The 17,087-nt window shown below is 63.2% G+C and carries 15 protein-coding genes and 2 pseudogenes; 8 read left to right on the forward strand and 9 right to left on the reverse strand.

Annotated elements, in window-relative coordinates:
• The first annotated feature begins 94 nt into the window (after positions 1–94).
• Complete coding sequence (locus ACF8GB_RS00545; protein WP_392526421.1) at positions 95–1,015, forward strand: LysR substrate-binding domain-containing protein; 921 nt, start codon at positions 95–97, stop codon at positions 1,013–1,015.
• Positions 1,016–1,030: 15 nt separating this feature from the next.
• Here ACF8GB_RS00545 and ACF8GB_RS00550 read toward each other — a convergent pair whose 3' ends face one another.
• The 7 genes from ACF8GB_RS00550 to ACF8GB_RS00580 are packed head-to-tail and all read right to left on the reverse strand — an operon-like array spanning position 1,031 to position 7,312.
• Positions 1,031–2,395 carry an ATP-binding protein gene (locus ACF8GB_RS00550; RefSeq protein ID WP_392526422.1) on the reverse strand — a complete coding sequence of 455 codons (1,365 nt, stop codon included), beginning with the start codon at positions 2,393–2,395 and terminating at the stop codon, positions 1,031–1,033.
• On the reverse strand, positions 2,392–3,054 hold the full coding sequence (locus tag ACF8GB_RS00555; RefSeq protein WP_058639377.1) for a response regulator: 663 nt from the start codon (positions 3,052–3,054) through the stop codon (positions 2,392–2,394). Before ACF8GB_RS00555 ends, ACF8GB_RS00550 begins: the two co-directional genes overlap by 4 nt.
• A gap of 2 nt (positions 3,055–3,056) precedes the next feature.
• Entirely contained in the window at positions 3,057–3,698 is a 642-nt protein-coding gene (locus ACF8GB_RS00560; RefSeq protein ID WP_058639378.1) for a hypothetical protein, read from the reverse strand.
• Positions 3,695–4,501 (reverse strand): SDR family oxidoreductase, encoded by an 807-nt coding sequence (locus tag ACF8GB_RS00565; RefSeq protein ID WP_145257476.1) that lies wholly within the window; start codon positions 4,499–4,501, stop codon positions 3,695–3,697. The genes ACF8GB_RS00560 and ACF8GB_RS00565 overlap by 4 nt, the downstream gene beginning before the upstream one ends.
• Positions 4,488–5,168, reverse strand: a complete 681-nt coding sequence (locus tag ACF8GB_RS00570) for a TenA family transcriptional regulator (protein ID WP_392526423.1) — start codon at positions 5,166–5,168, stop codon at positions 4,488–4,490. The genes ACF8GB_RS00565 and ACF8GB_RS00570 overlap by 14 nt, the downstream gene beginning before the upstream one ends.
• A 7-nt stretch (positions 5,169–5,175) precedes the next feature.
• Positions 5,176–6,645: an AMP-binding protein gene (locus ACF8GB_RS00575; RefSeq protein ID WP_078478287.1), complete on the reverse strand. Its 1,470-nt coding sequence runs from the start codon at positions 6,643–6,645 to the stop codon at positions 5,176–5,178.
• Positions 6,635–7,312, reverse strand: a complete 678-nt coding sequence (locus ACF8GB_RS00580; RefSeq protein ID WP_058639382.1) for a thermostable hemolysin — start codon at positions 7,310–7,312, stop codon at positions 6,635–6,637. Before ACF8GB_RS00580 ends, ACF8GB_RS00575 begins: the two co-directional genes overlap by 11 nt.
• 675 nt (positions 7,313–7,987) lie before the next feature.
• Between ACF8GB_RS00580 and ACF8GB_RS00585 the strand changes: the two are divergent.
• The 3 genes and pseudogenes from ACF8GB_RS00585 to ACF8GB_RS00595 form a co-directional block, all read left to right on the forward strand.
• Positions 7,988–8,590 (forward strand): annotated as a pseudogene (locus tag ACF8GB_RS00585) (PAS domain-containing protein); the annotation flags it as partial.
• Positions 8,591–8,719: 129 nt separating this feature from the next.
• A pseudogene (locus tag ACF8GB_RS00590) lies at positions 8,720–8,908 on the forward strand (methyl-accepting chemotaxis protein); the annotation flags it as partial.
• A gap of 63 nt (positions 8,909–8,971) precedes the next feature.
• Positions 8,972–10,612 carry a methyl-accepting chemotaxis protein gene (locus ACF8GB_RS00595; RefSeq protein ID WP_392526424.1) on the forward strand — a complete coding sequence of 547 codons (1,641 nt, stop codon included), beginning with the start codon at positions 8,972–8,974 and terminating at the stop codon, positions 10,610–10,612.
• 82 nt (positions 10,613–10,694) lie between these two features.
• Here the strand turns inward: ACF8GB_RS00595 and ACF8GB_RS00600 are convergent, their stop codons facing one another.
• Together ACF8GB_RS00600 and ACF8GB_RS00605 are read right to left on the reverse strand one after the other, a co-directional pair.
• On the reverse strand, positions 10,695–11,024 hold the full coding sequence (locus tag ACF8GB_RS00600) for a hypothetical protein (protein ID WP_078478290.1): 330 nt from the start codon (positions 11,022–11,024) through the stop codon (positions 10,695–10,697).
• The gene (locus ACF8GB_RS00605) at positions 11,017–11,442 is read right to left on the reverse strand and encodes a GFA family protein (protein ID WP_392526429.1); all 426 of its coding nucleotides are present in this window, start codon (positions 11,440–11,442) and stop codon (positions 11,017–11,019) included. The genes ACF8GB_RS00600 and ACF8GB_RS00605 overlap by 8 nt, the downstream gene beginning before the upstream one ends.
• A gap of 403 nt (positions 11,443–11,845) precedes the next feature.
• On the opposite strand from ACF8GB_RS00605, the gene ACF8GB_RS00610 reads away from it, so the two are divergent.
• Genes ACF8GB_RS00610 through ACF8GB_RS00625 form a run of 4 tightly spaced genes read left to right on the forward strand, consistent with a single transcriptional unit; the run spans position 11,846 to position 16,948 of the window.
• On the forward strand, positions 11,846–12,328 hold the full coding sequence (locus ACF8GB_RS00610) for a formate dehydrogenase subunit gamma (protein WP_392526425.1): 483 nt from the start codon (positions 11,846–11,848) through the stop codon (positions 12,326–12,328).
• Positions 12,322–13,881, forward strand: a complete 1,560-nt coding sequence (locus tag ACF8GB_RS00615; protein ID WP_392526426.1) for a formate dehydrogenase beta subunit — start codon at positions 12,322–12,324, stop codon at positions 13,879–13,881. The genes ACF8GB_RS00610 and ACF8GB_RS00615 overlap by 7 nt, the downstream gene beginning before the upstream one ends.
• The gene (fdhF, locus tag ACF8GB_RS00620) at positions 13,878–16,748 is read left to right on the forward strand and encodes a formate dehydrogenase subunit alpha (RefSeq protein WP_392526427.1); all 2,871 of its coding nucleotides are present in this window, start codon (positions 13,878–13,880) and stop codon (positions 16,746–16,748) included. Before ACF8GB_RS00615 ends, fdhF begins: the two co-directional genes overlap by 4 nt.
• Positions 16,745–16,948, forward strand: a complete 204-nt coding sequence (locus ACF8GB_RS00625; RefSeq protein WP_058639388.1) for a formate dehydrogenase subunit delta — start codon at positions 16,745–16,747, stop codon at positions 16,946–16,948. The genes fdhF and ACF8GB_RS00625 overlap by 4 nt, the downstream gene beginning before the upstream one ends.
• Positions 16,949–17,087 lie beyond the last annotated feature (139 nt).

A 17,087-nucleotide genomic window follows, 5' to 3' on the forward strand; every position in this document is an offset into this window, starting at 1 on the left:
CTGCATCGGAGCAGACGTCGATGTGGTTGTAGTTATAAAATCTGCGCGTCATGCAATCAAATGACAATACATCAACCCGTCATGCAGAAATGATATGGCCATCAATTTCAAGCAGATCGAAACCTTCCGCGCGGTCATGCTCAGCGGCTCCATGACAGCAGCGGCGCAGGCGCTGCATACCTCCCAGCCCAATGTCAGCCGGCTGATTGCGCAACTGGAACGGGCCAATGGGTTCAAGTTGTTCGAACGGGTAGGGGGGCGTTTGCTGCCAACCGATGAGGGCGCGCAGTTTTTCGCCGACGTAGAGCGCGCCTTCATTGGGCTGCACAGCCTGGAAACCTCCGCCGAGCACCTCAAGCGCGGCGGTACCGGGCAGTTGCGTATCGGCGCGGTGCCGTCCCTGACCCATGGTCTGCTGCCCAAGATCATCCAGCGCTTTCGCCAGCAGAACCCGCACGTTCATATCTCCATCCACACCAACGACTCGCCGAACGTGGCGCATTGGGCCGCGACCCGGTTTTGTGATGTGTGCCTGGTGTCCTATGTGGCCGAGGACATGGCGGGCGTGCAGTCCCAGATCATCTGCGATGTACCTGGCGTGTGCATCTTCCCCAAAGGCCACCGGCTCGGTGCCTTGCAGGCCGTTACCCCTGCTGACCTCAAGGGCGAAGAATTCATTTCGCTGTCGCATACCGACGGCTCCCGCACGCGGCTCGACCGGCTGTTCGCCGAGGATGACCCGCGGGTGCTCAACCTGGACGCCACCCATGCCGCCACCGTGTGCTCACTGGTCGGGCTAGGGCTGGGGGTGAGCGTGGTCAGTCCGCTAGTGGCGGCAGAATACTTGCACACCGGCATCGACATACGGCCGTTTGCGCCGCAGTTGCGGTTCTACACGTATCTGCTGCTCTCATCCGACCGGCCTGAGAACGTGCTGACTCGACGGTTTCGGGTGTTGGCGGGGGAGATGTTGGGGGAGGCGGCGCAGGCATGTATCGTAGGCCTTGGGACGTAGGCTCGGTACCGCGGCTTATTCCCTCGGTAGGAGCAGCGCAGCCTCAAGCCCACCTGCCGCCCGGTTTTTCAGGACCACCCGGCCACCCAGGTGCTCCATGATGGCTGCCACGATCGACAGCCCAAGGCCAGCGCCGTTGGGGCTGTTGCGGCTGTAGAAACGTTCGAACACCCGCGAGAGGCTCGCCTCGTCGATACCTGGCCCTTCGTCCTGCACCACCAATTCGACACGCTCATCGTTGCCCCGCAGCGAGACGGTGATGCGCCCCCCAAGGGGCGAGTGCTCGACTGCATTGGACATCAGGTTCTGCAGCGCAATGCCCAATGCGCTGGCATCGACGGCTACACGGTGCTCGCCGCCCTCTATTTCCAGGGAGGGTTCCAGGCCTTTGTCCAGTATCCAGGGGGTAAGCTCGGCCAGGATGTCAGTGACCACCTCGGCAAGGTCGACGTGCTCATGGGGGCGCTGGCCGATTCGAGGCTCCACCCGGGCCAGTGTCAGCAGTTGGTTGACCACCCGCGTCAATCGATCAACGCCGCCCATCAGGAACGTCAAGGCCTTGTTGCGTTCGGCTTCGTTGCTGGCAGCCAGTGCGTTCTGCGCATGCAGGCGCAGCACCGCCAAGGGTGTTCGCATTTCGTGAGCAGCGTCGGCAATGAAGCGATGTTCACGGCGCAGCAGGTCCTTGATCTGGGCCAGCAAGCGATTGAGGGCAGCCTGCATGGGTTCGAGCTCCGAGGGCAGCGGCACCAGTTGTAGCGGTTCGAGTGATTCGGCATGCCGCGCGCGAATGACGTCGGCCATGTTCTTCAACGGCTTGAGCCCCCAGCCGATGGCGGCCCATACCAGCACGGCAAGCGCCAGGCCGCCCACCAGAAATGGCATCAGGGTGTGACGAACGATACGGTCGATCAAGTCATAGCGCACGTCATCGCGCTCACCCACCCAGATCACCCAGCCTTTGTCGGGCACCGGTAGCACGAAACCGCGCCATTGCTCGTCGTCGCTGGTGAAATCGTAAAACCCAGGCCGCATGGGCCGCGGATCCAGGCGAGGTGCGCTGGGCGTTTGCACCATCAGTGCGGCGTTTTCGTCCCAGACCTGGAAGGCCAGCTTGCTCTCGTAGGGATGCCCCACCCGGTGGCGGCCCGCCTGGGCCTGCGCGGTGTTGAAGGCACGGTACAGCTCGTCACGCGCGCCGCCTTGAACCGGCATGCTCATTACCCCCTGCAGCAGGCGTGCGTTCTGGGCAAGGTGCGCGTCGTACACTTCGTTAATTTCATGGCGGCTGTCATGGTAGTTGTACAACGCCAGCAAGCCGGTGCCGATCAGCAGCAAGAGCATGACGCGCCACAGCGTGCGCTGGCGTAGCGACCTCATACCTTGGCCTCGACCAGGTAGCCGATGCCGCGCACAGTGCGTATCAGGCCATTGAACAGTTTCTTGCGCAGTTGGTAGATGTTCACTTCCAGGGTGTTGCTTTCCGGCTCCTCGTCCCAGCCATAGAGCAACTGCGTCAGGCGTTCGCGGGTGAAGACCTTGCCGGGCTGGGCGAGTAGCTCATGCAGCAGTCGGTACTCCTTGGGCGTCAGCACCACTTCGGCACCCTTGAAATGCACCTGCTGGGTTGCCGGGTCCAAGCTGACACCACCGTGCTCGATCAGCACCGTGGCCCGGCCAGCGCTGCGGCGCAGCAGGGCACGCAGGCGTGCCTTGAGTTCGTTGAGGTCGAAGGGTTTGACCAGATAGTCATCCGCCCCGGCATCAAGCCCCGCGATGCGGTCCTCCAGGGCATCGCGTGCGGTGAGAATCAGCACCGGCAGGCTGTTGCCTCCTGCTCGAAGCCGGCGCAGCAATTCGATACCGTCCAGGCGTGGGAGGCCCAGGTCCAGTATCAGCACGTCGAATGCTTCATGCTGCAGGGCGTGCAAGCCACTGACGCCGTCCTGCAACCAGTCAAGGGTGTAGCCCTCCTGGCGCAAACCATCGCAGATGCCTTCACCCAACGCGCTATCGTCCTCAACCAGCAGCAGGCGCATGTCTAGTCCTGTTTGTCCTTGATGGTGTCGAGTAAAGCATTGATATCGGCACGTCGGCCCTCATCGGCCAATTCTCGGCCGGGTCTGGGCGGCGCCTGCAAGGCCTTGCGCAGCGCAACTCTGGCCTCACTGTAGCGTTTCTGACGCACCAGATGATCGCCCCAGAAGTAGTTGCTGTCGATGCCTGCGGGATTGATTTTCAAGGCCTGCCTGAGCAGCGTGTCGGCTTTGTCGTCATCCCCGAAGCCAACGGGCCAGCCTGGAACCTGGTCATACAAAGTGCCCAGGCTGGTGTAGGCCGAGCCTTGCAGGGCTTGAGGGTCGAGGGTGATGGCCTTTTCCAGGCTGGCCTTGGCGGCCTTGACCTTGCCAAGCGCACTCAGCCCACCGGTCGCGCCAGCCCAACTGCTATTGATGATGCCGTCCCAGATCAGAGGCTCCGGGGCATTGGGGTTCTGGCGGACGAAAACGGCCGCCTCGTTCGCCAGCTTCTCGAACGCGCCTGCGCGTTGATCCTTGGGCAATTGATATTGGATATGCGCCCATTGCTGCTGCAAGTCGTGCAGGTGTTGGGCCCCTGTCTGATCAAGCGCCCAGCCAAGCGGGGTAAATGCCAGCAAGCTGGCCAATACGATAGGCTTCATTTGCTCGGTTCCTTCATGGGGCTGCCGATATGGCGCCGAATCAATGGCAGTTGTTTACGCAAGGCTCGATCCACCAGCCCTGGCAGGATGCCGTTCAGGCGCACGAACATTTTCTCCGGCCAGCCCAGGTAGAGCTCGCTGCGCTCGGACTGGACCGCCTGGAGTACAGCCCGTGCAACGTAGACCGGGTCGTCCATGCCTACTTTCAGCGCCTGGTTGAGGGCGGTAGCGGCGCTGCTGTTCATGCTGGTGCGGGTTGCGCGCGGCGCGACGTACAGCACGTTGACCGGGGTGTCGGCCAATTCACGGCGCAGTGCTTCACAGAACCCGCGCAGCGCGAACTTGCTGGCGCAGTAGCTGGCATAGCCGGGGTAGCCGATCGAGCCATACGTCGAGCCGACGTTGACGATTAGCGCCTTGGACTGCTCGCGCAGAAGTGGCAAGCAAGCCCGGGTCAGTTGCAAAGGTGCCTTCAGGTTGATGTCCAGCAGCTCATCGAGGGCCTGTTCGTCTAGCTGTTCGAGCAAGGCGAAGCGATTGACCCCGGCAGCGTTGATCAGCACATTGAAGCCGCCCAGTTCGCGCGCGCGCGACACGACCTGTGCTCGGCCTTCCTGTGTACGCAAGTCCGCCGATTGCCAGCGCAGGCTGCCTGGGTAGCGGTTCATCAGGCTTGCCAGTTTGCCCATGTGCCGACTGACCGCCAGGACCTGCGCGCCGGCATGGCACAGCTGCTCGGCCAGCTCAAGGCCAATCCCGCCGCTGGCGCCGGTGAGCACCACGACCGACTCATGCAACCGCATGGCGCACCTCTGGCTGGTCCGCGCGGGGCAGCCCCTGGAACATCTCGGTGTACAGGCGGTAGACCATCTTGGCTGCCTGGATGACCGCCTGCTGGTCTTCGGCGTTGTCCAGGCGGTCCATCAACTGCCTGTAGGTCACCATATGGTCCTGGTCGAGCGCGCCGTGGGACTTGAGGTAGCTCATGGCCCGGTCTGGCAGCGACAAGCTCTGTGCTATGGCGCTGGCGGCCTGTGTGGCCAAGGCAATGCTGGTGCCTTCCAGGACGTTGACCATACCGAATAGCCCTACCGGATTGCCCCGTGCGATCAAGTCGTAAAGATAGGCGACCATGAGCTCGATCGACGGTGCGGGTCGGCCGTCGCGTACCGCTTCCCAGTCGCCCCCACAGGCCTCGATGTCGTTGAGGATCCACTGCTCATGGCCGTACTCTTCCTCGATGTACTCGCACACTGCACCGCGCAGCCATTCGAGCCGGGCAGGCAGGCGCGCCCCGCATGCCATCATCAGCGGGACAGTGTGGCGCACGTGGTAATAGGCCTGGGTGAGAAATGCGATGTAGCTATCGAGACTGACCTGTCCAGCCATGGCCTCGCGGATCACCGGCACGCCGAACAACGCCTGGCGCTCGTGGGTGGTTTGCAGTTGCAACGTTTCAAAGAAGGACATGGTCAGCTCACTCCTGGGGTATGCAGATCAGGGATTGATAGCGTTCAAGAATTGCCTCGCGCCGAGGGCGGCCGTTGGCTGTCAGGGTTTGATCGGTGAGGCTCAGCGGCGCCGTCAGGCGTCGCCAGTGGTGGGCACGTGCGTAGTCGGGCAGCCGTGCATTGCACTGGCTCACCACTTGATCGATCTGGTCGTCGCTCAGGCTTGGGTCCATCGGCCAGATCAACGCCACATTGCTGGGCAGGCTCTCGCCATGTACGAATGCCTGGGCGATGATGCCGCTCTGGGTAAGTTCGGCCTCTACCCACTCAGGGCTGACGTTTCGACCGAAACTGGTGATGAATTGGTGCTTCTTGCGCCCATCGAGGTACAGGAAACCATCGTCATCCAAATGGCCCAGGTCCCCGGTTGCCCACCATGGACCGTGGAAAAGCGCGGTATCGAGGTAGCCCAGCAGCGTGCAACCGGCCACCAGCACCTCGCCATCTTCCGCGATGCGCACCTGCACATGGGGTAGCGGCTTGCCCACACTGCCCCGGCGTACGCTGCCCGGACGGTTGAGGGCGACCACCGAGGCGCATTCAGACAGCCCATAGCCCTCGTACACCGCAAGCCCGACAGCCTCGGCGCGAGCCAGCAAGCTGGGCGACACCCGAGCGCCGCCTACGGCGACGAACCTCAACTGCTCAGCTGACATCGCCCCTTGTTCAACAGCAGTGACCAGCCCTAGCAGCAACTGCGGCACAAGGATCAGGCTCTGGGCCTGACTCTGGACGATTGCACCCACCAGTCGCTTGAAGTCCACCTGGGTGGCGCCACTGATCCCCAGTTGCTGTTGACTGAGCAGGTGCACGCAGGCTCCGGCGATCAGCGCGGCATACACGCCCAGGTTTTCCAGCAGAACGCCCAGTGGCAGCACCGCCAGGTGATGCTCGGGTGCGCTGGCTCGGCTAGCTGCCTCAAGCTCACGGGCCACGCCAAGCAATGCCTCGGCACTCAGGCAGACACCTTTCGGGGATCCCGTACTGCCGGAGGTGTAGGTGATTTTTGCCGTTTCCGGCGCAATGGCCACCCCTGCGAGCGACTTGCATAGCCAGAACCCCGGCCGAGCCTGTGGCACGTAGCCCAGCTCGACAAGACGTGAGTCCCACCCGGTTTCGCTCAGCACCAGGGTGACGCCGCTTTGGCTGAGACAGTGGGACATTTGAGCGCAGGTGAAAAACGGGGGAATGATCACGCATGGGCGTTCGGCGAACAGCGCTGCAAGGTCCCACAGCAACAGTTGCGGGCCATTGTCCAAGGCCAGTGCGAATGCACCCTGAGGTTGGCTCCCAAGCCAGGCGGCACGTACCTCGACCGCCTCGAACAAGGCGCGATAGGTCAGGTGCTGGTCGGCACCTTGCACGGCGATGGCGTCAGGCTGACGTAGGGCGTGTTCCTTCAGCAAGGCCTTGAAGCGGTTCAGTTCATGCCGCATGACCGGATTCCTCTCTCAGGACCGGCAAGCCAAGGCGCTGAAAGACGCCTGTGCGCGTCAAGGCATCGAAGCCGTAACGGATATTTCCGGCAAACACCTGAGGGCAATGGCTGTAGTAGGTGCCCCATTTTTCAGCCTGGTCCTCAAGGCGAGCAGGATCGGCTGGCGCCAGGACGACGGGCATCAGCCCCAGTCGCTGGAAGCTGTTGATCAGCGTCGCCGCGCCGGTGAACGCGACCCAGTGCAGGCCGCGTGAGGCCAGCAACCACGTGACCGCAGCGATCATCAGGCGCGCGCTGCCGGCGCTGAGCGAGGCCAGGTTGCCCACCTCGACCATGCAACTGCGCGGCAGGGTTGTCCCGACCACACGGGACACGGCGTCTTCCAGAGGCATGTCGAGGTAGCGCTCCAGAAACAGGGACCCGTCATCGGCTGGGCGAATGCCCGCGGCGGCTGTCAACCGGCCTTGGCTGTCGTGAAACGCCAGTAACTGCGGCAGGAAATGCTGAATATCGGCCTGATGGCTCAACGCAAAGCACTGATGGATGAACCGCTCGAGTGGCATTCGTCCAGGGTCGTCTTGCAGGTGTAGCGACAATGTTGCCTGACGATCGGCCTGGTTACCGATGGCCAATGGAAGCAGATGGCTCCAGTCACGGTGGGTCATGAAACGTCTCCCAACAGGTTCGATGGGGGACAGTGTCGGGGGCTTATCTGAAGGGAATCTGAAGTCAGGTGTTACAGTTTCATTTCAAGGAGTGCCAGTAGGATCTTCTTTCGTGCTGTTGGGCGAGGGACGTGCCCGTACCCTTCCATAACTGATATCGTAATGATGTCATTGTCGCGCAACCTTTGTCGTTGTGCCGCTGTCGTAGTACGCACTACCGGTCCGGCAGCAGTGGTCGCTCCCTGCGATTGCCGTGCGTGACCCGGTAGCGAAGCCAGGGATTGGTCTTTTTCGTCTTCCTCCGAGTACCGACCCATGCTTCATCTTTTTCGTAACTGCGGCGAGCGCCAGGCGCTCACGCAGCTGGCTGCCTCCCTCCCGCAAACACACACCGACGATGGCCGCACTGCCGCCAGTTGGACAGACGTGCAACGTGAATGGACCTCGCGTGAGTTGCATGCCACTGAGCGTGAAGGCCGTATTACCGAGCTTGAGCGCGAGCTGGAAAACGCCCGGTTGATGCTGGCCGAGGCCGACGCCAATGCGCGGGCCTCGGAAACCCGATTCGACCTGGTCAATCGTGCATCTAGCGAAGGCTTGTGGGACATGGAAGTGGTGGCTGGTGACCCGGTCAACCCGCGCAACCGCTTCTGGTGGTCGCAGCAATTTCGCGAAATGCTGGGGTTTCGCGACGAGCGCGATTTTCCCAATGTCCTGGCCAGCTGGGCTGACCGCCTACACCCGGAAGACAAGGCCACCACCCTGGACGCCTTCGCTCGCCACCTGAACGACAAATCAGGCATGACCCCCTACCGGGTGCGCAACCGTCTGGCCATGAAAGACGGCAGCTACCGCTGGTTCTTCGCCCAGGGTGAAACCCTGCGCGATGCACGGGGCGTGCCTTTGCGCGTTGCCGGCGCCTTGCGCGACATCCACGACGAGTTGCAGCGCGAACATGAGCACGACGTGATCATCACCCGTTTCGAACTGGCGCGGGAAATGCTCTCGGACGGGCTGTGGGACATGGAAGTGATCGCCGGTGACCCCGTCAATCCCAAGAACCCCTTCTGGTGGTCGCCGCAGTTCCGCCGTTTGCTGGGCTTCGAAACCGTCGAAGAATTCCCGGACGTGTTGGACAGCTGGGCCTCACGCCTGCACCCGGAGGACAAGGCCTACAGCCTGGAAGCCTTCCAGGCGCACCTGAACGACCGTACGGGCAAGACGCCGTTCGACATCGAGTACCGATTGAAAATGAAAAGCGGGGAGTACCGCTGGTTCCGCGCCCGTGGCCAGACCAAACGCGATTCCTACGGCGCGCCGTTACGTGTGGTCGGGGCATTGGTGGACGTTGATCTGGAGCACCAGCAGTCTGCCATGCGTGAGACCGAAGCAGCCCACCAGCGCACCCTGGAATCCAACATCACCAAGCTTACCCAGATCGTCGGCACCATTCAGAGCATTGCCAGCCAGACCAACCTGCTGGCGCTCAATGCCGCTATCGAGGCAGCACGTGCCGGGGAGGCGGGCAGGGGGTTTGCGGTGGTGGCCGATGAAGTACGCAAGTTGGCCACGCGCACGACGGAGGCTACCGAGCAGGCGGCCGACATGATGCGCGGCTGACAGCTCGTTTTTCTCTCACTTCGTTCCAGGGTTTAACTCATGAATTGGTTCTACGATGCCAGGTTGTCGGTCAAGCTGTACCTCACTTTCGCGCTGTGCGCGCTGATCACCTTGAGTGTAGGAGTTGTCGGTAGCCAAGGAATCGGCTCGCTTTCGTCTAGTTTGCAAAGTGTATTTGCCAACAATCTCGTGTCGGTGGCCCAGGTTGCAGAGGCGCGTTCCAGTGCCATTGCCCAGAGCCAGGACCTTTACCGGCTTGTAGCGGCTACCGCAATCAGTGCGCCCGAAGCTGAACGCGCTGCCATTCTTGCGTCCATGAAAGAAAACCGGCAGAGCAGCGAGCAGGCATTCGCGATCTATCGAGCAACGCCGTTGTCCGACGATGAACGCCTTGCCGGCGATCGCATGGAAAAAGACTGGCCAGCCTACCAGGCCATCATGGATCGGACGGTAGCCACCATCGCACGAGGTGACTTGGCCGAAGCCAGGCAATTGATGGCCGGCGAATTGCACCAGGCATTTCGTACCGTGCTCGACGACTTGACCACCATGGTCGAGTCCAATAACCGGCAGATCGATGAAGGTGCGCGAGCTGCAAAACACAACGAGGCGGCGGCCAAGTTCAACCTGTACTTGGGTATCGGTGCGGCGTTCGTAGCCGCCATTTTGCTGGGTATGTTCATCAGCCGGGTCATCAGCAAACCGATCGCGCTGGCGGTGAATACGGCCGAGCGCATCGCAGGCGGCGACCTGAGCAAACCCGTGGCGACAGGTCACGCCGACGAGACGGGCCAACTGCTAAACGCCCTGGGGGTCATGCAGCAAGGCCTCAAGCGCACCCTGGAGCAAATCGCCAACGCAGCGGATCAGCTCGCCTCCGCGGCCGAAGAGCTCAACGCCGTCACCGATGAGAGCACCCGCGGGCTCACGCGCCAGAATGATGAAATCCAGCTCGCCGCCACGGCCGTCACGCAAATGAGTGCGGCGGTCGAGGAGGTGGCACGCAACGCCACTTCCACCTCCGAAGCCTCCCGGCAGACGTCCGAGGAAGCGGCCAGTGGCCGTGACCAGGCGCGCGAAGCCGTGCAGGCCATAACCAGCGTGAACAGCGAAATCGGACAGTCCACGGTCATCGTTGGGGAGTTGGCCGGTAGCGTGCGCGACATCGCCAAGGTGGTCGATGTGATCCGCGGCATTGCCGAACAGACCAATCTGCTGGCGCTCAACGCGGCCATCGAGGCGGCGCGGGCTGGCGAGCAGGGCCGAGGTTTTGCGGTGGTGGCAGACGAAGTGCGGGCATTGGCGGCGCGTACCCAGGCCTCAACGGGCGAGATCGAGGCCATGATCACAGGCGTTCAGGCCCGTGCCGACGATGCAGTCAAGGCCATGGGCAACAGCCGAAACCTGGCCGACAGCACCCAGGCCTTGGCCCAGGCGACCGGGGAATCGCTGGAGCGGATCGCCCGGAACATCGCCCAGATCAACGACCGCAACCTGCTGATCGCCACGGCGTCCGAAGAGCAGGCCAATGTGGCCCGCGAGGTGGACCGCAACCTGATCAACATCCAGGACCTGTCGACCCAGACCTCGGCCGGTGCGCATCAAACCAGCGCATCCAGCCAGGAGCTGTCCCGCCTGGCCATCTCGTTCAACGACATGGTCAGCACCTTCAAGCTCTGAACAGGGCGTAGACGATCTGTAGCGTGTCATGCCCCGCCCACTGCAGTGGTGCACTTACCTGCGGAGGGCGGCGCGAGGGCTTTCAGTCGACGCGCACGAAGACGTTCTTGGCCATGTCGCTACCGCCGACGGCCTCCAGGCGCTTGCCGCCGTCGAGCACGCGTACGTTGATCAGCGCCATGCCATCTTTGTTGCGCGCGGTGACCACGTCATCCTTGCGCTCCCATTCATCCACCTTCAGCTTGTTGCCGTTGGTGATGATGGAGTCCTTGGAAAACTCCCAGGTCTGTTTCGGGCTCTGGATACCCATCACGGTTGTGGTTTGCTCGTAGGTGCCTTCCAGGGCGTCGTTGCCACAACCGGCGATGACGAAAAACGGCAGGGCGGCGAGGGCGAGTTTGAGTTTACGCATTGAGCTTCCTTTTCAGTGAGTCAATCTCGTTCGACAGGGTTGATGGCAGGTGCCAGGGCGCCGCGGCGTCGAGATGCAGGTGGGTATCACGTGTGGGTACGAAGGGGGTATCGAGCGTGCCAAGGGCGATTGAGATCCAATCGGCGTATTGGCCTGCATTGCGTGTCCAGAACAGGCTCGAGCCGCAGGCTGCACAGAATTGCCGTAGGACCGTGGGGGACGAGGCATAGGCCGCAAGCTGGTCAGCGCCGCGCAGCATGCGCAGCGCCTCACGCGGCACACTGCCGTATGAGGCATAGGCAGCGCCGTGGCCTTTACGGCACTGGCTGCAATGACAGTGGCTCACGGCCTTGGGCGGGCCGAGCAGTTCATAACCGATTGCCGCGCAAAGGCAGCTTCCCTGGTATGTGCTAGACAAACGCGATTCCATGCGTAGGAAAAGGCGCCAGCTTAAACGTAGCGCCAAGGGGAGTCGAGCCGGTTCTGGCCACACGTGTCGGTGGCAGATGCCTGGGAAGCGGTTTTCGCACGTCCTTGACCGTCAGGGGGCACAAGCGCGTGCTGGCGAGCCCGAAGCTCGATCAGCCCGTAAAGCCGTGGGACGTCGGTTTCAGGATGCGCTTGGTCGTTCGCGCGCAACCTTCCGGTGCAGCAAGTGCCATGCTTGCAGGATGCCATTGGACCCGCGCGCAGACGCATGGACGATGGCAAGGAGGCCGCCTGCTCCACGCAACCGTGACGTGGCTGGCGCGCCGCAGCAGAACACGCCGGAACCCGCCAATACAACAACAGGGGCGGGCCGTGATGCCGAGGTCCGCTGTATGCCTGATCAAATGCTCCACCTGCCCGCTGTCCAACGTATCGTGGCCGATCACCAAGAAACCCCTGGTGCGCTGCTACCGATACTGCACGCCATCCAGCATGCTGTCGGGTACATTCCCGATGCCGCCGTCGGCGTGGTCGCCCACGCACTCAACCTGAGCCGGGCCGAGGTCCAGGGCGTCATCAGCTTCTATCATGATTTCCGCACTGCCGCGCCAGCCCGGCACACCCTGCGCCTGTGCCGGGCCGAGTCGTGCCAGAGCCGTGGCGCCGAGGCCCTGGCCGCGCAGCTGCGCGAGCAATTGGCGCTCGATGACCATGGCACCAGCGCCGACGGTGCCATCAGCCTGCGCCCGGTCTATTGCCTGGGCGCCTGTGCCTGTTCGCCAGCCCTTGAACTGGACGGTCAGGTGCACGCCCGGCTCACGCCCGAGCGGCTACGCGAGTTGGTCAAGGGTTGCCAGGAGGGCGCCACATGCTGAAGGTCCATGTCCCCCGCGATTCGGTGGCCCGTGCCGTCGGCGCAGACCAGGTGGTCGAGGCGTTGCAGCGCGAGGCCGAGCGGCGCAATGTGCAGCTGGACATTCGGCGCACCAGTTCCCGTGGCCTCTATTGGCTCGAGCCGCTGCTCGAGTGCGACAGCGAGCAGGGCCGGCAGGGTTTCGGGCCGGTGACGCCGCAGGATGTACCCGGCCTGCTGGACGCCATGATCGGTGGGCAGGCAGACCATCCGCTGGCGTTGGGGCCTGTGGAAGACATGCCTTACCTCAAGACCCAGCAGCGCCTGCTGTTCGCGCGTGCTGGCATTACTCGCCCCTTGTCCTTGGACGATTACCGCGCCCATGGTGGCTTTGCCGGCTTGGAAGCGGCCGTTGCCATGGACGGCGCCGAGGTGGTGGCTGCCGTGCTCGATTCCGGCCTGCGTGGTCGTGGCGGGGCTGCGTTTCCTGCCGGCATCAAGTGGCGCACCGTGCGCGACGCCAAGCCTGCCCAGAAGTACGTGGTGTGCAACGCCGACGAAGGCGACTCCGGCACCTTCGCCGACCGCATGTTGATGGAAGGCGACCCTTACCTGTTGATCGAGGGCATGATCATCGCTGGCCTGGCGGTGGGTGCCGACAAGGGCTACATCTATGTGCGCTCGGAGTACCCGGACGCCATCGCCACACTCGACCAGGCATTCGTCATCGCACGCCAGGCAGGCTACCTGGGTACCAATGTGGCCGGTAGCGGCAAGGCGTTCGACCTCGAAGTGCGCGTGGGCGCAGGCGCCTACATCTGCGGTGAAGAAACCGCGCTGCTCGAGTCCATCGAAGGCAAGCGCGGCATCGTTCGCGCCAAGCCGCCGCTCCCGGCGCTGGAAGGCCTGTTCGGCCTGCCGACCTTGGTGCACAACGTGCTGACCCTGGCCTCGGTGCCTGTCATCCTGGCCAAGGGAGCACTGTTCTACCGCGATTTCGGCATGGGCCGCTCGCTGGGCACCATGCCGTTCCAGCTGGCCGGCAATGTTCGCCACGGCGGCCTGGTGGAGCGCGCCTTCGGCTTGACGCTGCGTGAACTGGTGGAGGGCTACGGCGGCGGCACGGCCAGTGGCCGGCCGCTGAAGGCCGCCCAGGTGGGTGGGCCGTTGGGCGCCTGGGTACCCCCCAGCCATTTCGACACGCCGCTGGACTACGAGGCCTTCGCGGCCGTGGGCGCCATGCTCGGCCACGGCGGTGTGGTGGTGGCCGACGACACCTTGAACATGGCCAGCATGGCCCGCTTCGCCTTGCAGTTCTGTGCCGAGGAGTCCTGCGGCAAGTGTACCCCGTGCCGTATCGGCTCGACCCGTGGCATGGAAGTGGTGGACCGGCTGATTGCCAGCGATGACATCACCGAGCGCCATGACCAGGCACTGCTGCTTCGCGATTTGTGCGACACCATGCAGTACGGCTCGCTGTGCGCCATGGGCGGCATGACCGCTTACCCGGTCGCCAGCGCCCTCAAGTATTTCCCTGCCGATTTCGGGCTGACCCAAGCGGAGGCCGCGCAATGATCCATATCTTCGATCCGCAAACCGACCTGGGCACGCCAGCCCGTGACAGCGAAGTGCAGGTCAGCCTGAACATCGACGGCCGCGCGATCAGCGTTCCTGCTGGCACGTCGGTGATGCGTGCAGCCGCCCTGCTTGGCACGACCATTCCAAAGCTGTGCGCCACCGATAGCCTCGAAGCCTTCGGCTCCTGCCGCATGTGCATGGTGGAAATCGAGGGCATGCGCGGTTACCCGGCCTCCTGCACCACGCCGGTCACCGAAGGCATGGTCGTGCGCACCGAAACGCCGCGCCTGGCGGGCTTGCGCCGTAACGTGATGGAACTGTACATCTCCGATCACCCCCTCGATTGCCTGACCTGTTCGGCCAACGGCAACTGTGAACTGCAGACCGTGGCCGGGCAGGTGGGGCTGCGCGAGGTGCGCTACGGCTATGACGGTGCCAACCATCTGGCCGAAAAGAAGGACAGTTCCAACCCGTACTTCGACTACGAGCCCAGCAAGTGCATCGTCTGCAGCCGATGCGTGCGTGCCTGCGAAGACATCCAGGGCACCTTTGCCCTGACCATCACCGGACGTGGCTTCGAATCCCGGGTGGCGGCGGCAGGCGGCGATAATTTCCTGACGTCCGAGTGCGTGTCGTGCGGCGCCTGCGTGCAGGCCTGTCCGACCGCGACGCTGACCGAGAAAAGCCTGGTGCAACTGGGCCAGCCGGAACGTGCGGTGATCACCACTTGCGCCTATTGCGGGGTTGGCTGCTCGTTCCGTGCCGAAATGAAGGGCGACCAACTGGTGCGCATGGTCCCGGACAAGAACGGCGGGGCCAACCACGGCCATGCCTGTGTCAAGGGCCGTTTCGCCTGGGGCTACGCCACGCACCCGGACCGCATCACCAAACCCATGATTCGCAAGCGCCTGGAAGATCCGTGGCAGGAAGTGAGCTGGGACGAGGCGGTGGCCTACGCCGCCAGCGAGTTGCGCCGCATCCAGCTCAAGTATGGTCGGGAATCCATTGGCGGTATCACCTCCAGCCGCTGCACCAACGAAGAGGCCTACCTGGTTCAGAAGCTGGTGCGCACGGCCTTCGGCAACAACAACGTCGACACCTGCGCGCGTGTCTGCCATTCCCCCACCGGCTATGGCTTGAAACAGACGCTGGGCGAGTCGGCCGGTACGCAGAGCTTCGATTCGGTGATGAAGGCCGATGTGGTGCTGGTTATCGGCGCCAACCCGACCGATGCGCACCCGGTGTTCGGTTCACAGCTCAAGCGCCGTCTGCGCGAAGGCGCTCGCCTGATCGTGATCGACCCTCGCCGCATCGACCTGGTGGATTCGCCCCATGCCCGGGCCGAGTTGCACCTGCAACTTCGTCCCGGCACTAACGTGGCCATGCTCAACGCCCTGGCCCATGTGATCGTGACCGAGGGGCTACTGGCCCAGGACTTTATCGACGAGCGCTGCGAAACCGCAGAATTCGCCCGCTGGCGCGACTTCGTCAGCCTGCCGGAAAATGCCCCCGAAGTGCTGGGCCAGGTGTGTGGCGTTGCAGCGCAGCAGATTCGCGCCGCGGCCCGGTTGTATGCCACCGGCGGCAACGCGGCCATCTACTATGGCTTGGGCGTGACCGAGCACAGCCAAGGCAGCACCGCTGTAATGGGCATTGCCAACCTGGCCATGGCCACCGGCAACATTGGCCGTGAAGGGGTAGGGGTCAACCCGCTGCGTGGGCAGAACAACGTCCAGGGTTCCTGTGACATGGGCTCGTTCCCTCACGAGCTGCCGGGTTACCGGCACATTTCCAACGAAGGTGTACGGGCCGAGTTCGAGCAGGCCTGGGGTGTGACGCTGCACCCTGATCCGGGCCTGCGCATCCCCAACATGTTCGAAGCGGCCCTTGATGGCAGCTTCAAGGCGTTGTACTGCCAAGGTGAGGATATCGCCCAGAGCGATCCGAACACCCAGCACGTTACCGCCGCCCTGCTGGCCATGGAGTGCGTGGTGGTGCAGGACATTTTCCTCAACGAAACCGCCAAGTTCGCCCATGTGTTCCTGCCGGGTAGCTCGTTCCTGGAAAAGGACGGCACGTTCACCAACGCCGAGCGCCGTATCTCGCGGGTTCGCAAGGTCATGGAGCCACTGGCGGGCAAGGCCGACTGGGAAGCGACCGTGGCATTGGCCAATGCGCTGGGCTACCCGATGAATTACCGTCACCCCTCCGAGATCATGGATGAGATCGCCCGCTTGACGCCGACCTTCCGCCGGGTGAGCTACGCCGAGATCGAGCGTCACGGCAGCCTGCAGTGGCCGTGCAACGATGCAGCGCCCGATGGCACGCCCACTATGCACATCGATCAGTTCGTCAGGGGCAAGGGGCGGTTCATGCTGACCGGGTACGTACCGACCGACGAGAAGGTCAACAGCCGCTATCCGCTGCTGCTGACCACCGGGCGCATTCTCAGCCAGTACAACGTCGGTGCCCAGACCCGGCGCACGGGCAACGTCGCCTGGCACGATGCCGATCGCCTCGAGATCCATCCGACCGATGCCGAAAGCCGTGGCATCCAGGACGGTGACTGGGTCGGTATCGGCAGCCGTGCCGGGCAGACCGTGCTGCGCGCCAAAGTCAGCAGCCGCGTGGCGCCAGGCGTCGTTTACACCACCTTCCACTTCCCGGAGTCGGGCGCGAACGTGATCACCACCGACAATTCCGACTGGGCGACCAACTGCCCCGAATACAAGGTAACGGCAGTTGAGGTGGTCAAAGTGTTCCAGCCGTCTGAGTGGCAAAAGCGTTACCAGGATTTCAGTGACGAACAGCGTCGGCTGTTGCAGGAGCGCCGATCCGCCGAGAAAGCCGAGGTGCGCCAATGAGCCAGGACAGCTTGGTGAAGATGGCCAACCAGATTGCCCACTACTTCGACAGCGAGCCGAATCGGGACCTGGCTGTGCAGGGCGTTCGCCAGCATCTACACAACTTCTGGACGCCGGCCATGCGCCGGCAGCTGGGAGAATGGATCGAGGCCAATGCGGGGGAGGGGTTGGATCCTAAGGTTAAGGAGGCGTTGGGTTAGAAGGTGTTAGCTGTCATCTAGTACACGGCTGGCGAGGTGCCGTCTGGCGGCCTTGCTGGGGCACCGGACCGGCCGCGATAGGCTGCGCAGCAGCCCCAGAATTTCAGCTTCGCAGCGCATATTGCCGGGGCCGCGCTGC

The organism is Pseudomonas sp. xss_4 (assembly GCF_043104125.1).
GTDB lineage: Bacteria > Pseudomonadota > Gammaproteobacteria > Pseudomonadales > Pseudomonadaceae > Aquipseudomonas > Aquipseudomonas parafulva_B.

Bases quoted from the DNA above. Each gene is read 5' to 3' on its own strand.
- ACF8GB_RS00545 (WP_392526421.1), top strand. From the start codon at position 95: ATGGCCATCAATTTCAAGCAGATCGAAACCTTCCGCGCGGTCATGCTC.
- ACF8GB_RS00550 (WP_392526422.1), bottom strand. From the start codon at position 2,395: ATGAGGTCGCTACGCCAGCGCACGCTGTGGCGCGTCATGCTCTTGCTG.
- ACF8GB_RS00555 (WP_058639377.1), bottom strand. From the start codon at position 3,054: ATGCGCCTGCTGCTGGTTGAGGACGATAGCGCGTTGGGTGAAGGCATC.
- ACF8GB_RS00560 (WP_058639378.1), bottom strand. From the start codon at position 3,698: ATGAAGCCTATCGTATTGGCCAGCTTGCTGGCATTTACCCCGCTTGGC.
- ACF8GB_RS00565 (WP_145257476.1), bottom strand. From the start codon at position 4,501: ATGCGGTTGCATGAGTCGGTCGTGGTGCTCACCGGCGCCAGCGGCGGG.
- ACF8GB_RS00570 (WP_392526423.1), bottom strand. From the start codon at position 5,168: ATGTCCTTCTTTGAAACGTTGCAACTGCAAACCACCCACGAGCGCCAG.
- ACF8GB_RS00575 (WP_078478287.1), bottom strand. From the start codon at position 6,645: ATGCGGCATGAACTGAACCGCTTCAAGGCCTTGCTGAAGGAACACGCC.
- ACF8GB_RS00580 (WP_058639382.1), bottom strand. From the start codon at position 7,312: ATGACCCACCGTGACTGGAGCCATCTGCTTCCATTGGCCATCGGTAAC.
- ACF8GB_RS00595 (WP_392526424.1), top strand. From the start codon at position 8,972: ATGAATTGGTTCTACGATGCCAGGTTGTCGGTCAAGCTGTACCTCACT.
- ACF8GB_RS00600 (WP_078478290.1), bottom strand. From the start codon at position 11,024: ATGCGTAAACTCAAACTCGCCCTCGCCGCCCTGCCGTTTTTCGTCATC.
- ACF8GB_RS00610 (WP_392526425.1), top strand. From the start codon at position 11,846: ATGCCTGATCAAATGCTCCACCTGCCCGCTGTCCAACGTATCGTGGCC.
- ACF8GB_RS00615 (WP_392526426.1), top strand. From the start codon at position 12,322: ATGCTGAAGGTCCATGTCCCCCGCGATTCGGTGGCCCGTGCCGTCGGC.
- fdhF (WP_392526427.1), top strand. From the start codon at position 13,878: ATGATCCATATCTTCGATCCGCAAACCGACCTGGGCACGCCAGCCCGT.
- ACF8GB_RS00625 (WP_058639388.1), top strand. From the start codon at position 16,745: ATGAGCCAGGACAGCTTGGTGAAGATGGCCAACCAGATTGCCCACTAC.